Source organism: Qipengyuania pelagi, from assembly GCF_009827295.1.
In the GTDB taxonomy this organism is placed as follows: domain Bacteria; phylum Pseudomonadota; class Alphaproteobacteria; order Sphingomonadales; family Sphingomonadaceae; genus Qipengyuania; species Qipengyuania pelagi.
Map to the genome: position 1 here is coordinate 2,022,030 of NZ_WTYD01000001.1, position 16,558 is coordinate 2,038,587.

At 64.2% G+C, this 16,558-nt stretch carries 16 protein-coding genes; 9 read left to right on the forward strand and 7 right to left on the reverse strand.

Annotated elements, in window-relative coordinates; genetic code table 11:
• Positions 1-35 precede the first annotated feature (35 nt).
• Positions 36-1,253 carry a cell wall hydrolase gene (locus GRI47_RS09890; RefSeq protein WP_160661070.1) on the forward strand — a complete coding sequence of 406 codons (1,218 nt, stop codon included), beginning with the start codon at positions 36-38 and terminating at the stop codon, positions 1,251-1,253.
• Positions 1,254-1,271: 18 nt separating this feature from the next.
• Here GRI47_RS09890 and GRI47_RS09895 read toward each other — a convergent pair whose 3' ends face one another.
• Positions 1,272-2,033: a metallophosphoesterase family protein gene (locus GRI47_RS09895; protein ID WP_160661071.1), complete on the reverse strand. Its 762-nt coding sequence runs from the start codon at positions 2,031-2,033 to the stop codon at positions 1,272-1,274.
• A 10-nt stretch (positions 2,034-2,043) separates the two neighbouring features.
• Here GRI47_RS09895 and GRI47_RS09900 point away from each other — a divergent pair, with 10 nt between their 5' ends.
• The 3 genes from GRI47_RS09900 to GRI47_RS09910 all read left to right on the forward strand — a co-directional run bounded on the left by GRI47_RS09900 (position 2,044) and on the right by GRI47_RS09910 (position 4,999).
• Positions 2,044-3,030 carry a glycosyltransferase family 2 protein gene (locus tag GRI47_RS09900; protein WP_160661072.1) on the forward strand — a complete coding sequence of 329 codons (987 nt, stop codon included), beginning with the start codon at positions 2,044-2,046 and terminating at the stop codon, positions 3,028-3,030.
• A 124-nt stretch (positions 3,031-3,154) separates the two neighbouring features.
• Complete coding sequence (locus GRI47_RS09905; RefSeq protein ID WP_337190674.1) at positions 3,155-3,673, forward strand: polysaccharide biosynthesis/export family protein; 519 nt, start codon at positions 3,155-3,157, stop codon at positions 3,671-3,673.
• 90 nt (positions 3,674-3,763) lie between these two features.
• Positions 3,764-4,999 (forward strand): glycosyltransferase, encoded by a 1,236-nt coding sequence (locus GRI47_RS09910; protein WP_160661074.1) that lies wholly within the window; start codon positions 3,764-3,766, stop codon positions 4,997-4,999.
• An 18-nt stretch (positions 5,000-5,017) separates the two neighbouring features.
• On the opposite strand, the gene GRI47_RS09915 is transcribed toward GRI47_RS09910, so the two are convergent.
• The 6 genes from GRI47_RS09915 to GRI47_RS09940 form a co-directional block, all read right to left on the reverse strand.
• On the reverse strand, positions 5,018-6,787 hold the full coding sequence (locus tag GRI47_RS09915) for an ABC transporter ATP-binding protein (protein WP_160661075.1): 1,770 nt from the start codon (positions 6,785-6,787) through the stop codon (positions 5,018-5,020).
• Entirely contained in the window at positions 6,784-7,674 is an 891-nt protein-coding gene (locus GRI47_RS09920) for a serine kinase (protein ID WP_160661076.1), read from the reverse strand. The genes GRI47_RS09915 and GRI47_RS09920 overlap by 4 nt, the downstream gene beginning before the upstream one ends.
• Positions 7,675-7,703: 29 nt before the next feature.
• Positions 7,704-9,485: an asparagine synthase-related protein gene (locus tag GRI47_RS09925; RefSeq protein WP_160661077.1), complete on the reverse strand. Its 1,782-nt coding sequence runs from the start codon at positions 9,483-9,485 to the stop codon at positions 7,704-7,706.
• Positions 9,486-9,502: 17 nt separating this feature from the next.
• Positions 9,503-9,931 carry a lasso peptide biosynthesis B2 protein gene (locus GRI47_RS09930; RefSeq protein ID WP_160661078.1) on the reverse strand — a complete coding sequence of 143 codons (429 nt, stop codon included), beginning with the start codon at positions 9,929-9,931 and terminating at the stop codon, positions 9,503-9,505.
• Positions 9,915-10,199 (reverse strand): PqqD family protein, encoded by a 285-nt coding sequence (locus tag GRI47_RS09935; protein ID WP_160661079.1) that lies wholly within the window; start codon positions 10,197-10,199, stop codon positions 9,915-9,917. Before GRI47_RS09935 ends, GRI47_RS09930 begins: the two co-directional genes overlap by 17 nt.
• Positions 10,200-10,299: 100 nt before the next feature.
• Positions 10,300-10,443 (reverse strand): hypothetical protein, encoded by a 144-nt coding sequence (locus GRI47_RS09940; RefSeq protein ID WP_160661080.1) that lies wholly within the window; start codon positions 10,441-10,443, stop codon positions 10,300-10,302.
• Between the two features lie 417 nt (positions 10,444-10,860).
• Here GRI47_RS09940 and GRI47_RS09945 point away from each other — a divergent pair, with 417 nt between their 5' ends.
• From GRI47_RS09945 to GRI47_RS09965, 5 genes are all read left to right on the forward strand, one after another.
• Positions 10,861-11,877 carry a nucleotidyltransferase family protein gene (locus tag GRI47_RS09945; protein WP_160661081.1) on the forward strand — a complete coding sequence of 339 codons (1,017 nt, stop codon included), beginning with the start codon at positions 10,861-10,863 and terminating at the stop codon, positions 11,875-11,877.
• Positions 11,878-11,932: 55 nt separating this feature from the next.
• Entirely contained in the window at positions 11,933-13,561 is a 1,629-nt protein-coding gene (locus GRI47_RS09950; protein ID WP_160661082.1) for an alpha-D-glucose phosphate-specific phosphoglucomutase, read from the forward strand.
• 31 nt (positions 13,562-13,592) lie between these two features.
• Positions 13,593-14,474, forward strand: a complete 882-nt coding sequence (gene galU / locus GRI47_RS09955; RefSeq protein WP_160661083.1) for a UTP--glucose-1-phosphate uridylyltransferase GalU — start codon at positions 13,593-13,595, stop codon at positions 14,472-14,474.
• Positions 14,475-14,659: 185 nt separating this feature from the next.
• Positions 14,660-15,682, forward strand: coding sequence for a glycosyltransferase family 4 protein (locus tag GRI47_RS09960; RefSeq protein WP_160661084.1), 1,023 nt, complete (start codon positions 14,660-14,662; stop codon positions 15,680-15,682).
• Positions 15,683-15,741: 59 nt separating this feature from the next.
• Complete coding sequence (locus GRI47_RS09965; RefSeq protein WP_160661085.1) at positions 15,742-16,557, forward strand: family 16 glycosylhydrolase; 816 nt, start codon at positions 15,742-15,744, stop codon at positions 16,555-16,557.
• Position 16,558: the final 1 nt, after the last annotated feature.

Below are 16,558 nucleotides of genomic sequence, written 5' to 3' on the forward strand. Positions count from 1 at the left end.
ATGGCGGTTACAGGTGCGTGTAGGAAAGTTATTTTTTGACCAGATCGGTTAAAATAGCGCTGCTGCTATCGCTGCTCGCCGCGCTGTCGGCGGCGGCGCTTCTCACCTATTCGGTTCGCGAAGCGTCGAAGCCCATCGAACGGCCCCAGCGCGCCGCAGCCGCGCGTAAGGCTTTGCCCGCCCTCCCCACCATCGGCCTGCCCGGCGCCGTCGCGCCGGAGGACGAATTGCTGGAGGTGACGCCGCAGACTGCGCAGGAAATCAACAAGAGCCGCCCCTTCGTCGCGGGCGAGTTCCCCCCAGCGTCCGCCTTTCGCTCCCGCCTCGAAGGGGCGGACCGGGAGCGGGCGATCGCCTGTCTGGCGACGGCCGGGCTCTATGAGGCGGGTGGTCGCAGCGGCGATCAGAGCGCGGTCATGCAGGTCGTCCTCAACCGGGTGCGGCACCCGGCCTTTCCCAACACGATCTGCGGCGTGGTCTTCCAAGGGTCGGAGCGCAGCACCGGGTGCCAGTTCTCCTTCACCTGCGACGGCTCGATGCGGCGCAGGCAGCCCGGCGCCGCCGCCTGGCGATCCGCGCAGGGGCTGGCCATGGCGATGCTCGACGATACGGTCGACGAACGAGTCGGCCTCGCGACCCATTTCCATACCGATTGGGTGGTTCCGTATTGGAGCGCGAGCCTCGACAAGCTGACCGAGGTGCGCACGCATTTGTTCTTTCGCTGGAAGGGCTATTGGGGCACGCGCCCGGCTTTCCGGCGACCGCCCGCCACGAAAGAACCGATCGTCCCCGCGCTGGCAGGCCTGTTTCCCGCACATCAGCTGGTCGATAGCGAGGCGGTGGAGGAGGCCCTGGCCGAAGCGGCGGATGACGGGCGCGACACCGACGCGGACGCAACCGCCCGATCGGCTGGCCAGGGTCTCACCCGCACCGCCCAGCCCCCAGCCGCCCCGCCGGTCGTCCGCCAGCTGGCCCCGACGAGCGGGATGGCCGCCGGTCGCTGGGCGATCGATGCGCTGGCCGTGTGCAGGGGCCAGCCGGTGTGCCGGGTCGTCGGGTGGAGCGACCCTTCGGCCGTTCCGGCGACGATAACCCGCGCGACGCTCGTGGACTCGCCGCCGGACCTCGTCTTCGTGCAGATCTCGCGCGACCGGACGCAGCAAGCCTATTGGAATTGTTCGCGCTGGCCCCGCGCCTCGACCAGCCGCTGCCTCGGCAGCGCGGAGGCGACCGCGGCCCTGGTGACTGAGTGAAGTTACGCAGTGAGCGGATCAGGTATGGAGCGTTTCCCGCTCGGTCCCGTCGAAACAGACGCAGGACAGTCGCTCGCTCGCGAAGGCCCCGGTGTCGATGGCGATCCGGTTGGGATGGAACTCGACCTCCTCCACGATCGAGTGGCCGTGAACGATCATCGCGCCATGGTCGCGGTCCGACCGGGTGAAATCCTCCCTGATGAACAAGAGGTCCTGTTCGTCCTGCCGGTCGATGGCGATGCCGGGGCGCACCCCGGCGTGGACGAAGAGATAGTCCCCGCTGCGAAAGGTCAGCGGCGCGGCGCGCAGCATGGCGACCAGATGGCCCGGCAAAGCCCCGCCCAGCCGCTCGCCGAAATCGAAGCTGTCCTCGTCCGGGCGCGGCGGGGCGATCCCGAAGCTTTCGAGGAAGGCGAGGCCGCCATGGTCGAGCCAGATATCCTGCGCGATGGCGCTGCCGTCGATGGTGTTCAGCAGCAGATCCTCGTGATTGCCCTTGAGAAGCCGCACGCCGGACTCGGTCACGAGCTTGTTGGCCAAGTTCAGGCAGGCCGCGCTGTCGGCACCGCGATCGATGATGTCGCCGAGAAGGACGAGCTGGACCGCCTCGGCTTCGCGCGGTCCGCTCTCCCAATGCGCGATGATTTTCCTTACCAGGCTCTGAAACAGATCGTGACGTCCGTGAATATCCCCGATAGCGTAGACGCGCTCCCCAGCAGCTGTGCTGGCCGTTCTGCCGTCTTTGCGAAAATGCCACACCATCCCGCCAGTATGGCCCAAGGTTCGTGCAATGTCAGGTGATACCTCGCCCACTCCGCCCGCGACCGGAGGCCCGACCGGCCAGCCGATCGACGTCAGCTTCGCCGTCGCCTGCTACAATGCGGGCGCCTATCTCGAACCGGCGATCCGCTCCGCCCTCGCGCAGCAGGACGTCACGCTCGAAGTGCTGATCGTCGATGACGGCAGCAGCGATAGCAGCCGCGAGGTCGCCCGGCGGCTGGCGGAGGAGGATTCGCGGGTGATCGCCCTCAATACGCCGCGCAATAGCGGCCCGGCAGGCGCCCGCAATGTCGCGCTGAAGGCCATGCGCGGGCGATGGTATGCGATCCTCGATGCGGACGATCTCCTCCTGCCCGATCGCAGCCGGAAATTGCTGGACCTCGCCGCGAAACGCTCGGCCGACATGGTGGCCGACAATCCGACCGAGTTCGGCGAGGGGATTTCGGAAAGCCCCATGTTCGACCTCGCCCCGAAAGAGGGCGACGCGCTGCTCGATCTCGACCGCTATTTCCTCGATTCCCGCCTGTTCGGCCCCAGGCCCGGTCCGGGATATCTGAAACCGATGATCCGGCGCGACGCGATGCTGCGCGCAGGTCTGTCCTACAACGAAGAACTCCAGATCGGCGAGGACGACGAGCTGGTGATCCGCGCCCTGATCGCCGGGCTTCGCTACGCCGTCGCCGATTATTCGGGCTACCGTTATCGCAAGCACGCCAGTTCGATTTCGCACCGGCTGTCGCTCGACCATCTCAACAGGATGATCGCCGCCGAAGAGACCATCGCCACCCTGCTCCCGGACGACGTGCGCACATCCCCCGCCTATCGCGGCCGCCGATCGGCCCTGCGCCGTGCTGCGGCATTCACCCGGTCGATCGAGGCGCTCAAGCGCAGGGCGCCCCTGGCGGCGGCTTGCGAGATCGCCCGCCATCCCGCTGCGCTGACGCTCTATTCCCTGCCGCTGAAGGCGCGGTTGCGCAGGATGCTGGCGGCCCGATAGGAGGTTGTCGATATTGGCGCCGTTCTTTATGCAGGTCCGGCATCCCAACTCCTATCCAGGACGACCCATGCCCGGCCACAGAAGCGTCTTTCGCGCCCTTTTCGCAACGCTCCTGCTCACCATCGTGAGCGCATGTGCCGGCACCAACGCCGCGCCGGGATCGGCGGCCTACCAGCCGACGGTCTATCGCCTCGCCGCGGGCGACCAATTGTCGATCACGGTGTTCGGCGAAGAGAACCTGAGCCGCGAATATTCGGTGACGCCGCAGGGCGATCTCGCCTTCCCGCTGCTGGGCGATATTCCGGTGGCGAACCAGACCGTTGGCGACTTGCAGCAGCTGCTGCGCGATCGCCTGGCCGAAGGATATCTGAACGATCCGCGCGTCACGGTCGAAGTGCTCAATTACCGGCCCTTCTACATCCTCGGCGAAGTCAACAATGCGGGTGAGTATCCGTTCAAGAACGGGCTGACCGTCGTCCAGGCGGTCGCGCAGGCCGGTGGGTTCACCTACCGCGCCGACAAGGACACCGTGTATATCCTGCGCCCGGGCCAGACGGCGGAGGAAAGCTACGATATCGATTCGGGCCGACCGGTCTATGTGGCGCCCGGAGACACGATCCGGGTCGGCGAGCGGTATTTCTAGCCCCGCAAAAATGACCATGCGATCCCGCGATTCCGGCGATCGGCCCTTTTCGGACATTCTCCGGTCAGAAAGCTCTGCTGGTTTGATGCCATGACGTCTTCAGAGCGGCCTGTCGCGACGATCGTGTCGAAGCAAAGACTTTTAGGCTCGACCAACGGCAGTTCGACCTATCTGCTTTCGATCGCGCGCTCGATCGAACAGGCTGGCTATGAAATCCATCTGATCCAGCCCTCTCCCGCCATCGCGGGGCGAACGCCTCTCATGCGGTTTCTCCCCGAGATGCGTGTCTTTGCCGAACACAAGATCAGGGGCGCGGTGAAGACCGGTTCACGAGCGCTCTTCCTGTCGCCGAAGGTTTGGACAGGCTTCATGGGGGGTGCAGCACGGTTGCTGCTGAGAAAAATCGGCATTCGGGGGAGCCTGGTAGCTGACCGGAAGGCGCCCTATGCTGTCGCGAGCGACTGGTCGTCGGAAGACATCGCCTTTCTTGCATCCGCGATATCCCCACGAACCCGCCTGATTGTCGCGGATTACATTTTCTGCGCTCCGGCCTTCGAATTTGGTCCGCCAGACGTCTCCAGGGCGACCGTCATGCACGACCTTTTTCACAGCCGTGCCGGAGGCGGCGCGGATTCCGTAGCCATCATCTCCCGCGAGCGGGAAATCGCCTTGCTGGCCGAAGCCGATGCGATTTTCGCCATCCAGGAAGCAGAGGCGGCCTTCTGCCGGGAGACCGTGCCGGATACCGAAACCGTTCTCGTACCCATGCCCGCCGAGCCGGTCGAACGGGTTCAGGAAGGATCCGACGATCTCGTGCTGTTCGTCGGCAGCGACACCGCGCCGAACATCGTTGGCCTGGAATGGTTTCTCGACTCGGTGTGGCCCCATGTTCGTACGAAAAGGCCGGATTGTCGGTTGAAAATAGCGGGAACGGTCCATCGTGCGTTCGCAGGGCGAGCATGGGACGGGGTCGATTTTCTCGGCCTGGTCGACGATCTGGGTGCGTTGTACACCGAATGCGGGGTCGTGATCTCTCCGCTGACCTTCGGATCTGGCCTGAAAATCAAGCTCGTGGAGGCATTGGCGCGCGGCAAGGCGGTGATCGCCACATCCGTCACATTGCAAGGCGTCGAAGATATCTGCCGTGATGCCGTTATTCAGACCGACGACGCCACTATCTTCGCCGATGCCCTTGTCGATCTCGCCGGCTCCTCACACTCTCGAAGAGACCTCGCCCAGCGCGCCCTTACCTGTGCGCAACGCAATTTCTCCCCCGACACGACGCATCGCGATCTGCGGAACTGGTGCGAGAAAGCACGGGCTTAGACCGGGCTTCGGTCCGACCTAACCACCCGATATCATTCGCGCGATCTTACTCTCGTCGCGCGCCGCCAGCTCGCTGTAGCTGCCCTGTTCGACGATGCGCCCGTTCTCCAGCGCGACGACATGGTCGGCGAAGGAAACCAGCGAGGGGCGATGCGCGATCGTCAGGATCGTCAGCTCTCCGCGCAGCGCGGTAATGGCCGCCACGATCATGCGCTGGTTTTCCCAGTCGAGCGCGCTCGTCGCCTCGTCCAGGATCAGCAATTGCGGCTTGCGCAACAGGGCGCGAGCGAGGGCGAAACGCTGCCGTTCCCCGCCCGAAAAGCGCGTGCCGCGATCCCCGGCGACGGTTTCCAGCCCGTCCGGCAGCGCGCGCACCAGTTCCGCGATATTGGCGCGTTCGAGCGCGTCCCATATCTCGGCATCCGTCGCGTGGGCATTGCCGAGCCGCAGATTGCTCGCCAGCGTCGTGTGGAGCAATTGCGATTCCTGCGGGACGCTCGCCACCGTCGAGCGCCAGGCGCGCCGGTTGGCCGCATCGATCGCTACCCCGTCGATCGTCATGATGCCTGCGGTCGGCGCGAACAGGCCCGCCATGATATCCGCCAGCGTGCTCTTCCCGCTGCCGGAGGGGCCGATCATCGCCACGATCTGACCCTTCGGGATTTCCAAGGTTACATCCCGCAGCGAAGGCGTCTCGGCCCCGGCATAGGTCATCCCCACGCCGGTCAGACCAATGCTTTCCCGCAAGGACGGCGCCGTCGCGCCCGAGAGCGCCGGTTCCTCGCGATGGGCATCGAAATGGTCGGCATTGCGGCGATAATTGGCGAAGGCCGGGGCTTCGGTCAGGAAGGTCTGGACGTTTTCCTGAATCGCGGAAAAGCGCGGCGCGATGCGCGCGAAGACGACCAGCAGCGTCGCGAGGCGGGCGAAATCGAGCGCGAACACCTCGATCGCCAGATAGACGAACAGCGCCGCCACAAGCGCCGCGCCGATCTGGAAGAACACCCCGCCCCAGGTGCTCAGCGCCGCGAAATCCAGCACCGCGCCCCTGATGCGCCCGACATTGCCCGAATATTCGCGCACCTGCCGGTCCTCGGCGGCGAACAGCTTGGCCAGCCTGATGCTGCCGATGAACTCCAGCACGGTGGCGTTCTGGTCCTGATACATCGCGATCAGCCGCTTGCCGTGGCGGTTGGCCCGGCGGCGCAGGGGATAGAGGGCAAGGAACAGCGCCCCGCCGATCACGAAGGCGAACAGCGCCATGGGCCAGGAGATCAACAGCGCCAGCACGAGATAGATCGCCAGCATCAGGCAGGCCTGGACGATCGCCAGAACGCTGCCGATCGATCCCATGACATTGTCGATATCGTGGGTCAGCGCGTGGTTGAGATCGCTGCTGCGGCGATTGTGCAGCGCCTCCCAGCGCGCATAGCTGATGCTTTCGAACAGCCGCGTTCGCAATTGCGCGCTCACATCCTGGATCGTGCGCTGGTTGAACAAGGCCTTGGCCCGGCTCAGAAGCGCCTGCGCCACGACCAGCGCGATGAAGATCATCAGCAGCGTCACCAGATCGGGCGACCAGCGCGCCAGCGTCTCTCCGACGAGCGGTAGATCACTCAGGACCGAGCCACCGCCGGGCATGGCGATCGCGACCAGGGGGATCAGGATGACGAGCGAAAGCCCTTCGGTCAGTCCGGCGAGCGCCGTCAGCCCCACGCCCGCGAGGAGGCGACCGCCGGCGACGGCCCAGATCGTCGCGAGATAGTCCCTCAGCCCGGCGAGAGTCATTTCCCCGCGCCGGAAAGCATGGCCTCCACCATGGCGACGGTTTCGCCCAGCCGGTCGCGATCGTGGGGAATATGCAGCCGCCCCACGCGCGTCGTGTCCGCGATCCGCGCCGCCTGCCGGAACTGGCGCGCGCGGTCCTGCATGGCGAGGGGCGCGAGCGTGAAACGGACGTTGTAGCTATAGCGGAACAGCGGCTCGATCGCGTCCGCCGCGCTCAGCCATTCGATCCTCGGGGTGTCGCCGCCGCGTTGCAGGATGAAGATGCAGTCCGTGTCGGCAGGGTCCTGCGCCATTGCGGGCAGCCTGTATTGCCGCTTCTCGAACCCTTCCATCACCAGCGGCAACACGGTCGCCTGCGGGATATCGGCATTGGGCGCATCGGCATTCAGCTTCATCTGGGCAAAGGCGGGCTGGATCTGCGGCTGCCCCTCCCCCTCGCAATCGATCGCGAGAAGGTCGTCCGTCATCAGCGCCCAGCCCGCTTTCAGGAAGGCCGACGCCGTGGTGGATTTGCCAGCCGTCTTGTCGCCCAGGAAAGCGACCGAGCGCCCGTCGCGCCGCGCCGCACTGGCGTGCAGCACGAACAGGCCGCGCATATGCAGCATCCAGCCCATGACGGGCCCGAGCAGGGGAAAAGCGAGATAGTTTTCCGGGACGCCTTCGAACGGCTGGATGTGGACCAGCGAAGGGTTCTCGATCCTGATCGATGCCGCACCCGGCCACATCATTTCGACACCCTTCGGCCCTTCGAAATCGAAGCGCGCATAATGGCCGAGCGGCGGGATGGTCTCGCCAAGGTCGGACCGCACGATGCGCAGATCGACCTTTGCGCTCTCGTCGGGCTGCGGCGCCAGCTCGTCGAGGCGAACATCGCTGCCAATGGTCAATCCGAAAGCTCGATATCGGTACATGGCGCTCAATTATCCGAATTGGCCAGGGGGGCGGCGGTAAGGGGCGCGTGCGCGATGTCCGCCCACATGGCCAGTATTGCCACACGCCAGAGGAAAAAGGCATCCCCCAGGGCGATTCCAGCCCCATTCCGGTACAGGCTTTCGCGCGCCTCGGTCAGCGACTGACGATCGACCAGCCCCCAGGGATCGGCGACCGCCGGATCGGTGAGGTCGAGCACCTTGTCGGTCTGGCTCACCAGCCCAGCGACGAAGGCGGAGGTGAAATCGAACTTGTCCTGCCGGTTCAGCGTCTCTTCCGGCAGATCACCCCGATAGGCGGCCCGCAGGATATAGCGCGACAGCCCATCGCGCAGCTTCCATTCCGAGGGCAGCGAGAAAGACTGTTCGACCAGGTCGACGTCGTAGAACGGCAGGCGGGTATCGACGCCCGCGGCATGGCTGCACAGGGCGAAAACCTCGAGCGAGCCGGGTTGCAGGGCGTGGTCGAGCACCTCGAGCTGGAGCATCCGTTCGTCATGGTCGAGCCGACCGGCCGCGGGACGGATCTCGTAGCGATCGGGTTCGATCGCGCGAACCGCATCGTCGCTCAGATAGCGCCGCTGAATGGGCGATGCGGCGACGGCGTTACGCCCCAGTCGTCGGATCAGGCGGCGCAGATAGGGTTTGTGGGAGAGATACCGCCGGAACAGGGCGATCCGATCGTCGCCATAGAGTTGCGAAGCGGCACGCGTCTCGCGCCAGAGCTGCCACCATTTGCCGCGTTTCGCCAATTCGTTGAGGCGCCCGAACCCGTAGGACACCACCTCGTCCCCGCCATGGCCCGACAGGACCACGCCATCGCCCATCTGCCTTGCCAGATGGAGCAGCTGGAACGACACCGAATGCCCTCGCGGCAGATGCGGGCCGTCGACCGCGCGAAGCCAGAACGCCATGTCCTGAAGTGGATCGTGGACGTCACCCGCGACCTCGACGGGGTCGAGCCCGGTCATAGCAGCGACGGCGGCGAGATGCCGGTCGTCGCACCAGCTCGGCGTCTCGCGATAGGTGAGCGACAACGCATCGAGCGGGCGTGAACCCGATAGCGGGCCCGATAGCGAGGCCGACGCCGCGATCGCCGAGGAATCGAGCCCCCCGCTCAGCATCAGGGCGGTCTGCCCCGGCCGGATGCACCGCGCCACGGACTGGTCGAGCAAGTCCCGGAACCGTTCGACCGGCGCATCGGGATGCGGGTCCGCCGCCACGTCTGACAGGGACCAATATCGCTGGCGCTGGCGATCGTCGTGGCGATACAGCGCCCAATGGGCGGCTGGAAACCGTGCGATTCCATCGAAAAAGGTCCGCTCGCGCTCGAGATAGGCCCCGGCGATGAAATCGGCGAGCATGGTGCGATCGTCGGATGGCGAGAACCCAAGCGCCGCACGCAGGCTTTGCGAGGTCTGACCGAAAAAGAGGTCATTTTCGGTTTCGCTGACGAAGAGTGGCGCCAGCCCGAAATGATCGCGCGCAACATAGATCATGCCGTCCGTAGGATCGCGCAGGACGAATGCGAAAGCGCCCCTAAGCTGCGCCGCAAGGCCCGTTCCCCATCGCCGCCAGCCCGCCGCCAGCATATCTTCGAGGCCAGCCTCGGGTGAGATATCGCAGGACTCGGCGATGGTAGCGCGATTGTCGATGCGGATGTTCACCGCCGCGAGAAGCAATTCCGCGCCATTGGCCTGCCCCTCGCGATCTCGGGCGTGAAAAGGCTTTTCGATCCGGCAGGCCGTGCCGGACGCCGGCCCGGACATAGGGATCGGGGTGGGATTCACAGATCGACAATCGGTGTGAAGTCTTCGATCCGTTCCTCCTGCCCCCCGATCATCACGGCATCACCGGCGATCACCCAGGCATGGGCTTCGAAGGCCTTGCCCCGTTCCTGCCTGACACCGATGCGGATCGTGCATTCCTGCCCTTCGCGCGCGGCGAGATATCGCAGGGTCAAGGCCTGCGTCAGGCAACTGGCATTCGGCACCAGCGGAGCCGTCCTTTCGACGGCCCAGGCCAGCAGTGGGAGGGGGATGCCGAGGTCCTGGCGAGGAGGAATGCCCTTGATGCGGGCGAGGACAGGGCGATAGCTGCGCAATGTCAGGGTCAGGCGGATCGCAACGAGGAGAACCAGTGCCTTGAGCAGCAGAAGATGATGCCGCCGGATCAACCTGCCCCAGCGCGCGATCCGGTCAATCGCCCCGGACAACGAGTCCTGCATCCTCGAAAGACGCGACGACCGCTTGTACGTCGTCAGCGCAAACCTCACGCTCGACATCGAAGGTTTCCAGCATCCGATCGATGAGTTCCGCGACAGTCGCGCCCGAACCGAGCCATTCCCAGATCATCGCGGCAGAGCCGTTCAGCGTATAATAATTGCTGGAGGCAAGATCGAGAAGCGCGTTACCGCCTTCAAGCGTACAGGCAACCACATCGGGAGCTTGCCGCAAGCGGACACTGTCGTCTGAACCTGTCATTTTATCCGCCCCCAATCCGTTCGTGTCACCAAACGGTCAGGGACGAGAAAAGGCAACCGAAAAATCGGCTGCCTTTCTCCTTAACCATTCAACGGTGTGCTTAGGAAAGCGCGCCGGTGATCAGCGGAGCTTGATTGGCATAGGCCGCGTCGGTGCGGTTGCCGCTGCTCGTGCTCTTGGTGATGGCTTCGATCGAACCGACCTTCTTGAAGGTGGGACGCTCGTAGGTGGCCTTGGTGGACATAGTTTTCCCCTTCTTTCGGAGTGCACGGGTATTCTTGCGAGGCCGAGTGCAACCCATCGGAATCGACCTGTTGTCACAATCGCAATGAATTAACTTTCTGACAACCATGATTCTGCTGCATTGCACCATGACAAAGCCAATTTCACATTTTTGTGCCAATATGGGACAGCGTAACACTACGTAATGCCCGCATTCCGTAACGTCATAAGGCTTTGCTGCGATGCGGCATTCCGGCTTGCCAACGAGTCGCTGGGGGTGACATACTTCGCAGGAATTTCGTACGATCGATCGCTATTATTCTGTCCAGGGGAACACGCCATCGCGTCTTCGAAGCCTTCAGGTTCCGGACCTTCTGATCGTGGACGTGCCGCGTCCTCTCGAGAAGTGTTCGCGCTGATTGCCATCCTGCGCGGTTGGATGGGGAGCGGTCCGGGCGAGCTGCTTCGCGAAAAAACCCGAGAGGGCGACGACCTTGACGCCGTCCTCGCCTTGGCCATTCGCACCAAGACGCTGGGATTGTTGAGCGGCGGCTTCGATCGGTCGGAGACCGCGATCCCCACCCGCCTCTCCGATGAACTCGCGCGTCGTCACGAGGAAATCCTCGCGATCAACCTGCGCGCCCTCACCACGATCGCGAAGGTCGCGCAGGCATTCGCGGAAGAGAGGCTTCCCTATGTCGTCATCAAGGGTCCCTTGCGCGCCGAACAGGTCTACGGATCGATGGACGTGCGCTTCGGCAGCGATGTCGACGTCTATACGGACCGGGAGCATTACCGCGCTGCCGAGCAGGTGCTCGAAAGACGGCTGGGCTATAAGTGCCTGGTGCCGGAGGACGACACATGGTGGCACGATTATCTGGGCGAGGCGCCTTTCGCCGCACCGGATCCGAGCGCGGTGCTCATCGATCTGCACAACCAGCTGCAACAGCCCGGCGGGCCGTATCCGCGTGACGTGAAGAGCTTCGTCGAGAATGCGGAGACGCGCGCGATCGGGCGCGCTTCGGCGCGTATCCTGTCGCCGGACAATGCGCTCATGCTGACCGCGATCAGCTTCGGCAAGGCGGTGCGCAATGCCGAGCCGTGGATCGCCTATGCCCACGAGCTGACCTACGCGCTCCATCAGATGCCATCGTCGGCGGAAGAAACCCTGACGCGCCGCGCGCGCGCAATCGGCATCGGGCGCTTGTTCGACGAGTTCCTCCGATCCTCGAAGGCGCTGTTCGGCGCCCCGATCACGGACAACACCCCGGAGTCGCGAAAGCGCCTCGCAATGTCTTCATGCGGGTTCGCACCCCATGCCCTGCTCGCCCGGTCGCGAGCCAGCTGGCGGTGGACAGAAGGTGCCGTTTTGGCGCGGTCGGCTAGATTTTCCCGTGCGATCCTGCGCGAGGCCCAGGGGCGCATGGCCTACCGCACGAGCACGAGGTTCGATTGAGACTGGGCGCTGCCGATCGCGTCGCGGCGCTCCACGATGAAAAGACAGGAACCGCATGATCACGAGCCACCCTTCCCGACCCTTTGACGGCCAGAAGCCCGGAACGTCCGGGCTCAGGAAGAAAGTGCCCGAATTCGCGCAGCCCGGTTATGCCGAGAATTTCATCCAGGCGATCTTCGACACGGTGGAGCGTCCCGATGCCAGTACCATCGTGATCGGGGGCGACGGGCGGTTCCACAACCGCACGGTGATCCAGGCCGCCTTGCGGATCGCCGCGGCCAATGGTTATCGCCGAGCGCTGGTCGGCAAGGGCGGAATCCTGTCCACTCCCGCCGCGAGCCACATCATCCGCAAATACGGGGCGAGCGGCGGTCTGATCCTGTCCGCGAGCCACAATCCCGGCGGTCCCGACGGCGATTTCGGGATCAAGTACAATATCGCCAATGGCGGCCCTGCCCCCGAAGCTGTGACCGACGCGATTTACGCCCGCACGAAGACGATCGACCGCTGGATGGCAGTTGATGCCGACGACATCGATCTCGACACGATCGGCTCGACCGCGATCGGGGACATGGCCGTCGAGATCATCGATCCGGTCGCCGATTATGCAAGCCTGATGGAAAGCCTGTTCGACTTCGCCGCCATTCGCGAGGCGGTCTCGAACGGGTTGACGATGGCGTTCGACGCGATGCACGCGGTGACCGGGCCCTACGCCACCGAAATCCTCGAAAACCGCCTCGGTCTCGCGAAAGGGACGGTGCGCAACGGCACTCCGCTGGACGATTTCGGCGGTCACCACCCTGATCCCAATCTCGTCCACGCCCACGACCTCTATCGGACGATGATGGCCGACGATGCGCCCGATTTCGGTGCGGCCAGCGATGGAGACGGTGACCGGAACCTGATCATCGGGCGCGGCATCTTCGTCACGCCATCCGATTCGCTCGCCATGCTGGCCGCCAACGCCCATCTCGCGCCGGGCTATGCGCGCGGATTGGCGGGGATCGCCCGTTCGATGCCGACGAGCGCCGCTGCCGACCGAGTCGCCGAAAGCCTGGGCATCCCCGCCTTCGAGACCCCGACGGGGTGGAAATTCTTCGGCTCGCTGCTCGACGCCGGCAAGGCCACGATCTGCGGCGAGGAAAGCGCCGGGACGGGTAGCGACCATGTCCGCGAGAAAGACGGTCTGTGGGCCGTCCTCCTGTGGCTCAACATCCTCGCCGCGACCGGCAAGAGCGTCGCCGAGATCGCGCAGGTGCATTGGGCGAAATACGGACGCAATTACTATGCGCGCCACGATTACGAAGGCCTCGACACCGAGATCGCGCACGGCATGATGCGCGATCTCGAACGATCTTTGCCCGACCTTCCAGCCCGCCGCTTCGGCACGCTCGCGATCAGCGGGGCCGACCAGTTCGATTACACTGATCCGGTGGACAATTCGGTCAGCCGCAACCAGGGCATCCGCATCTTCTTCGAAGACGGTGCCCGGATCGTGTTTCGCCTGTCCGGCACCGGAACCGACGGTGCGACCTTGCGCATCTATCTCGAACGCTACGAGCCTCCGGCGGGGGACCTTGATGCCGAGGTTTCCCCCATGCTGGCGGAACTCGCCAAGGTGGCTGGGACTTTGACCGATCTCGAAACCCGAACGGGGCGCACCCGGCCGGACGTCATCACATGAACCGAAATTCGACACGCACGGAGAAATTTCAATGAGCTACAAACAGATCAGGAAAGCTGTTTTTCCGGTAGCCGGCATGGGCACGCGGTTTCTGCCCGCGACGAAAGCCGTGCCGAAGGAACTGCTGCCGATCGTCGATCGGCCGCTGATCCAATATGCGGTGGACGAGGCGCGCGAGGCGGGCATCGAACAGATGATCTTCGTGACCGGCCGCGGAAAGACCGCCATCGTTGAACATTTCGACATCGCCTTCGAACTCGAGACGACGATGAGCGAGCGGAGCAAGGACCTGGGCGTCCTCGATCCGACCCGCGCGACGCCGGGCGACATCATCACGGTACGCCAGCAAGTGCCGATGGGCCTCGGCCACGCGATCTGGTGCGCGCGCGCAGTGGTGGGTGACGAGCCCTTCGCGATCTTCCTGCCCGACGAACTCATGATCGGCGAACGCGGCGGCGCGGGCTGCATGAAGCAGATGGTCGATGCTTATGCCAGGACCGGAGGCAATCTCGTCAGCGTCCTCGAAGTGCCGCATGAAGAGGTGTCGAGCTACGGCGTGATCGATCCCGGCGCAGCCAGCGGCAATCTGACGGAAGTGAAGGGGTTGGTGGAAAAGCCCGCCGTGGCCGATGCCCCTTCGAACAAGATCGTATCGGGCCGCTACATTCTCCAGCCCGAGGTGATGCGGATCCTCGAAGACCAGGAAAAGGGTGCCGGCGGCGAAATCCAGCTGACCGATGCGATGGCCAAGATGATCGGCGACCAGCCGTTCCACGCCGTCACCTTCGATGGAAAACGGTACGATTGCGGCAGCAAGCTCGGTTTCGTGGAAGCGACTCTGGCCCTTGCCCTGCAACGCGAGGACATGGGCAGCAGCGTGCGCGAAATCGCGCAGCGTCTCCTGTCTGAATGACTGGCGGCGCCGCCATCAGCCCATGAGGCGGCGCCGCGCTGATCGAACGATGGCTGGGGGTTTGAGAACCGATGCGCAAGGCTAGCACGCGACCACTGCGGATCCTCGCACCGACACGATATCCGTGGCGCTTCAACAGTCCCCGGCATTCGCGCCATGCGATCACCAACCAACCGTTCCTGCCGATGAACAAGATCGACGAGCGGATCGAGGGCTTCACCATCTTTCCGCCGACCATGCGGAGATACGATCTGGTCCACGCGTTCAATCGGATTCCGGTGGGCCGGGCGCCCTATCTCATCGGGTTCGAATCCCACCTGCCGCGTGCGTTTTCGCTGGAATCCACCGCCTATTTCAAAGCTCTGACCAAATCGCTCGCTGGCAAGCGTTGCAGGGGGGTCGTCGCTATCTCCCGGTACTCCGAACGGATCTTCCGCAAAACGCACGCCGATAGCGCCATGGCGGAGGAGCTTTATGAAAAGCTGGAGATGCGGTATCCCAATATCGAGATCCCCGCCGTCGAGGATCAGGCGCCCGATTTGAACGGCCCGCTGCAACTGGTCTTCGTGGGGCATCATTTCGCCCGCAAGGGCGGCTGCGTCGCGGTTCGCCTGGCCGAACTCGCGCAGGAGGCGGGGGTCGATATGCGCATCACCATCGTTTCCGGGCTGGCGATGGGCGGCGCTATCTGGACCGATCCCGCGCGCGAGGAATATTATGAAACCTGGGCAGACCGCCTGGAGGGAAGCAACATAACCCATCACCCATCGCTTCCCAACGATCAGGTTCAGACGCTGTTGCGGGGCGCGCATTTCTGTCTTTTGCCGACCTTCGGCGACACGTTCGGATACAGCGCCATCGAAGCGATGGCCAATCATTGCCCGATGATCGCCACCCGGCAGGGCGCGCTGCCGGAGTTCATCGAAGACGACAGCAATGGCATCCTGCTCGATCTTCCCGTCGATGGCGACGGCGATTGGATCCACAGCTCCTCGCCGGACAGGGATACGCCGGGTTTCGAGCGTATGTTTACGGACGAGATCGAGCGTTTGGCCGAAACCGCGCTGACACGCGTGGTCGACTATCTCAACAATCCAGCCCGCTATCGTGCTCTGCGCATAGAAGCGCGCCGCACTGTCGAGACGACGTTCGCCGCGACCGATGCGAACGAATTCTGGGACCGACGCTACGAGGAAGCAGTCGGGTGATTCCGCCTCGCCGTCGCAAGGTCCCGAAGCGCCTATCGCTCCTGGGTGCCCTTGCCGCATTGGTACTCTGTGCCCTTGGGATCGCGGTCCTCGCGCAAAATGCGACCGGCGGATCGCTGCTGACGGCCCTGACGCCCGAGCCTGCGCCCGGCTCGGTTCCGAATCCCTATTGCCGGTCGCAACCGAGCGGCGATCTTCCTCCGCTCGACGTGTCCGACATGCGCCTGTGGAATTACGACGCCGCCTGGCACGCCTCGCAATGGGACAATGCTTTCAGCCGCATCCCCTGGCGATCCGACCATGTGTCGCTCGCGGCGAATGGTGATGTGGTTCTGCGGCTCGACGGTTCGGGCGCTCCGCAGATCAAGTCCGGAAGCCGGATCGCGATGGCCGACAAGGGCACATGGGAAACCGAAGTCACCCTGCCCGAAATGCGCGAGGGCATGGTCGTCGCCCCGCTATGGCTATTCAATCAGGACCGGCGCGAGGAGATCGATTTCGAATTCGCGGGCAGGAAGAGCCTCGACTTGAGCCTCCACGCCTATCCCAGAGGCGAGCATCGCAAGACGACGGTGTCGGTTTTCAAGGGCATGGACTTTTCGAATTGCACGGTCCGCTTCAAGATCGTCGCCGACATACCTGCAGGCTGGGCGTCGCTCTATGTCGAGGACGAGTTGGTTCATCGCTTCGAAAGGAAAGACCTCGGATATTTCGTCACTGGCAAGACGCGTCCGATCATCGAGATGTGGGCGGGGCGCGACGACCATGAGGGGTTCGTCCAGTGGCTCGGCAAGTGGCGGGATCTGCCGCCGGGAAAGACCTTGACCATGCGGGTTCACGGCTATCGTTTCTCACCCGCGACGGATGACCGATAGG

Excerpts from the sequence above, each read along its gene's own strand:
- GRI47_RS09900 (WP_160661072.1), top strand. The coding sequence starts at position 2,044 with ATGTCAGGTGATACCTCGCCCACTCCGCCCGCGACCGGAGGCCCGACC.
- GRI47_RS09950 (WP_160661082.1), top strand. The coding sequence starts at position 11,933 with ATGATCACGAGCCACCCTTCCCGACCCTTTGACGGCCAGAAGCCCGGA.
- GRI47_RS09945 (WP_160661081.1), top strand. The coding sequence starts at position 10,861 with ATGGGGAGCGGTCCGGGCGAGCTGCTTCGCGAAAAAACCCGAGAGGGC.
- GRI47_RS09960 (WP_160661084.1), top strand. The coding sequence starts at position 14,660 with ATGAACAAGATCGACGAGCGGATCGAGGGCTTCACCATCTTTCCGCCG.
- GRI47_RS09910 (WP_160661074.1), top strand. The coding sequence starts at position 3,764 with ATGACGTCTTCAGAGCGGCCTGTCGCGACGATCGTGTCGAAGCAAAGA.
- galU (WP_160661083.1), top strand. The coding sequence starts at position 13,593 with ATGAGCTACAAACAGATCAGGAAAGCTGTTTTTCCGGTAGCCGGCATG.
- GRI47_RS09925 (WP_160661077.1), bottom strand. The coding sequence starts at position 9,485 with ATGTCCGGGCCGGCGTCCGGCACGGCCTGCCGGATCGAAAAGCCTTTT.
- GRI47_RS09940 (WP_160661080.1), bottom strand. The coding sequence starts at position 10,443 with ATGTCCACCAAGGCCACCTACGAGCGTCCCACCTTCAAGAAGGTCGGT.
- GRI47_RS09935 (WP_160661079.1), bottom strand. The coding sequence starts at position 10,199 with ATGACAGGTTCAGACGACAGTGTCCGCTTGCGGCAAGCTCCCGATGTG.
- GRI47_RS09915 (WP_160661075.1), bottom strand. The coding sequence starts at position 6,787 with ATGACTCTCGCCGGGCTGAGGGACTATCTCGCGACGATCTGGGCCGTC.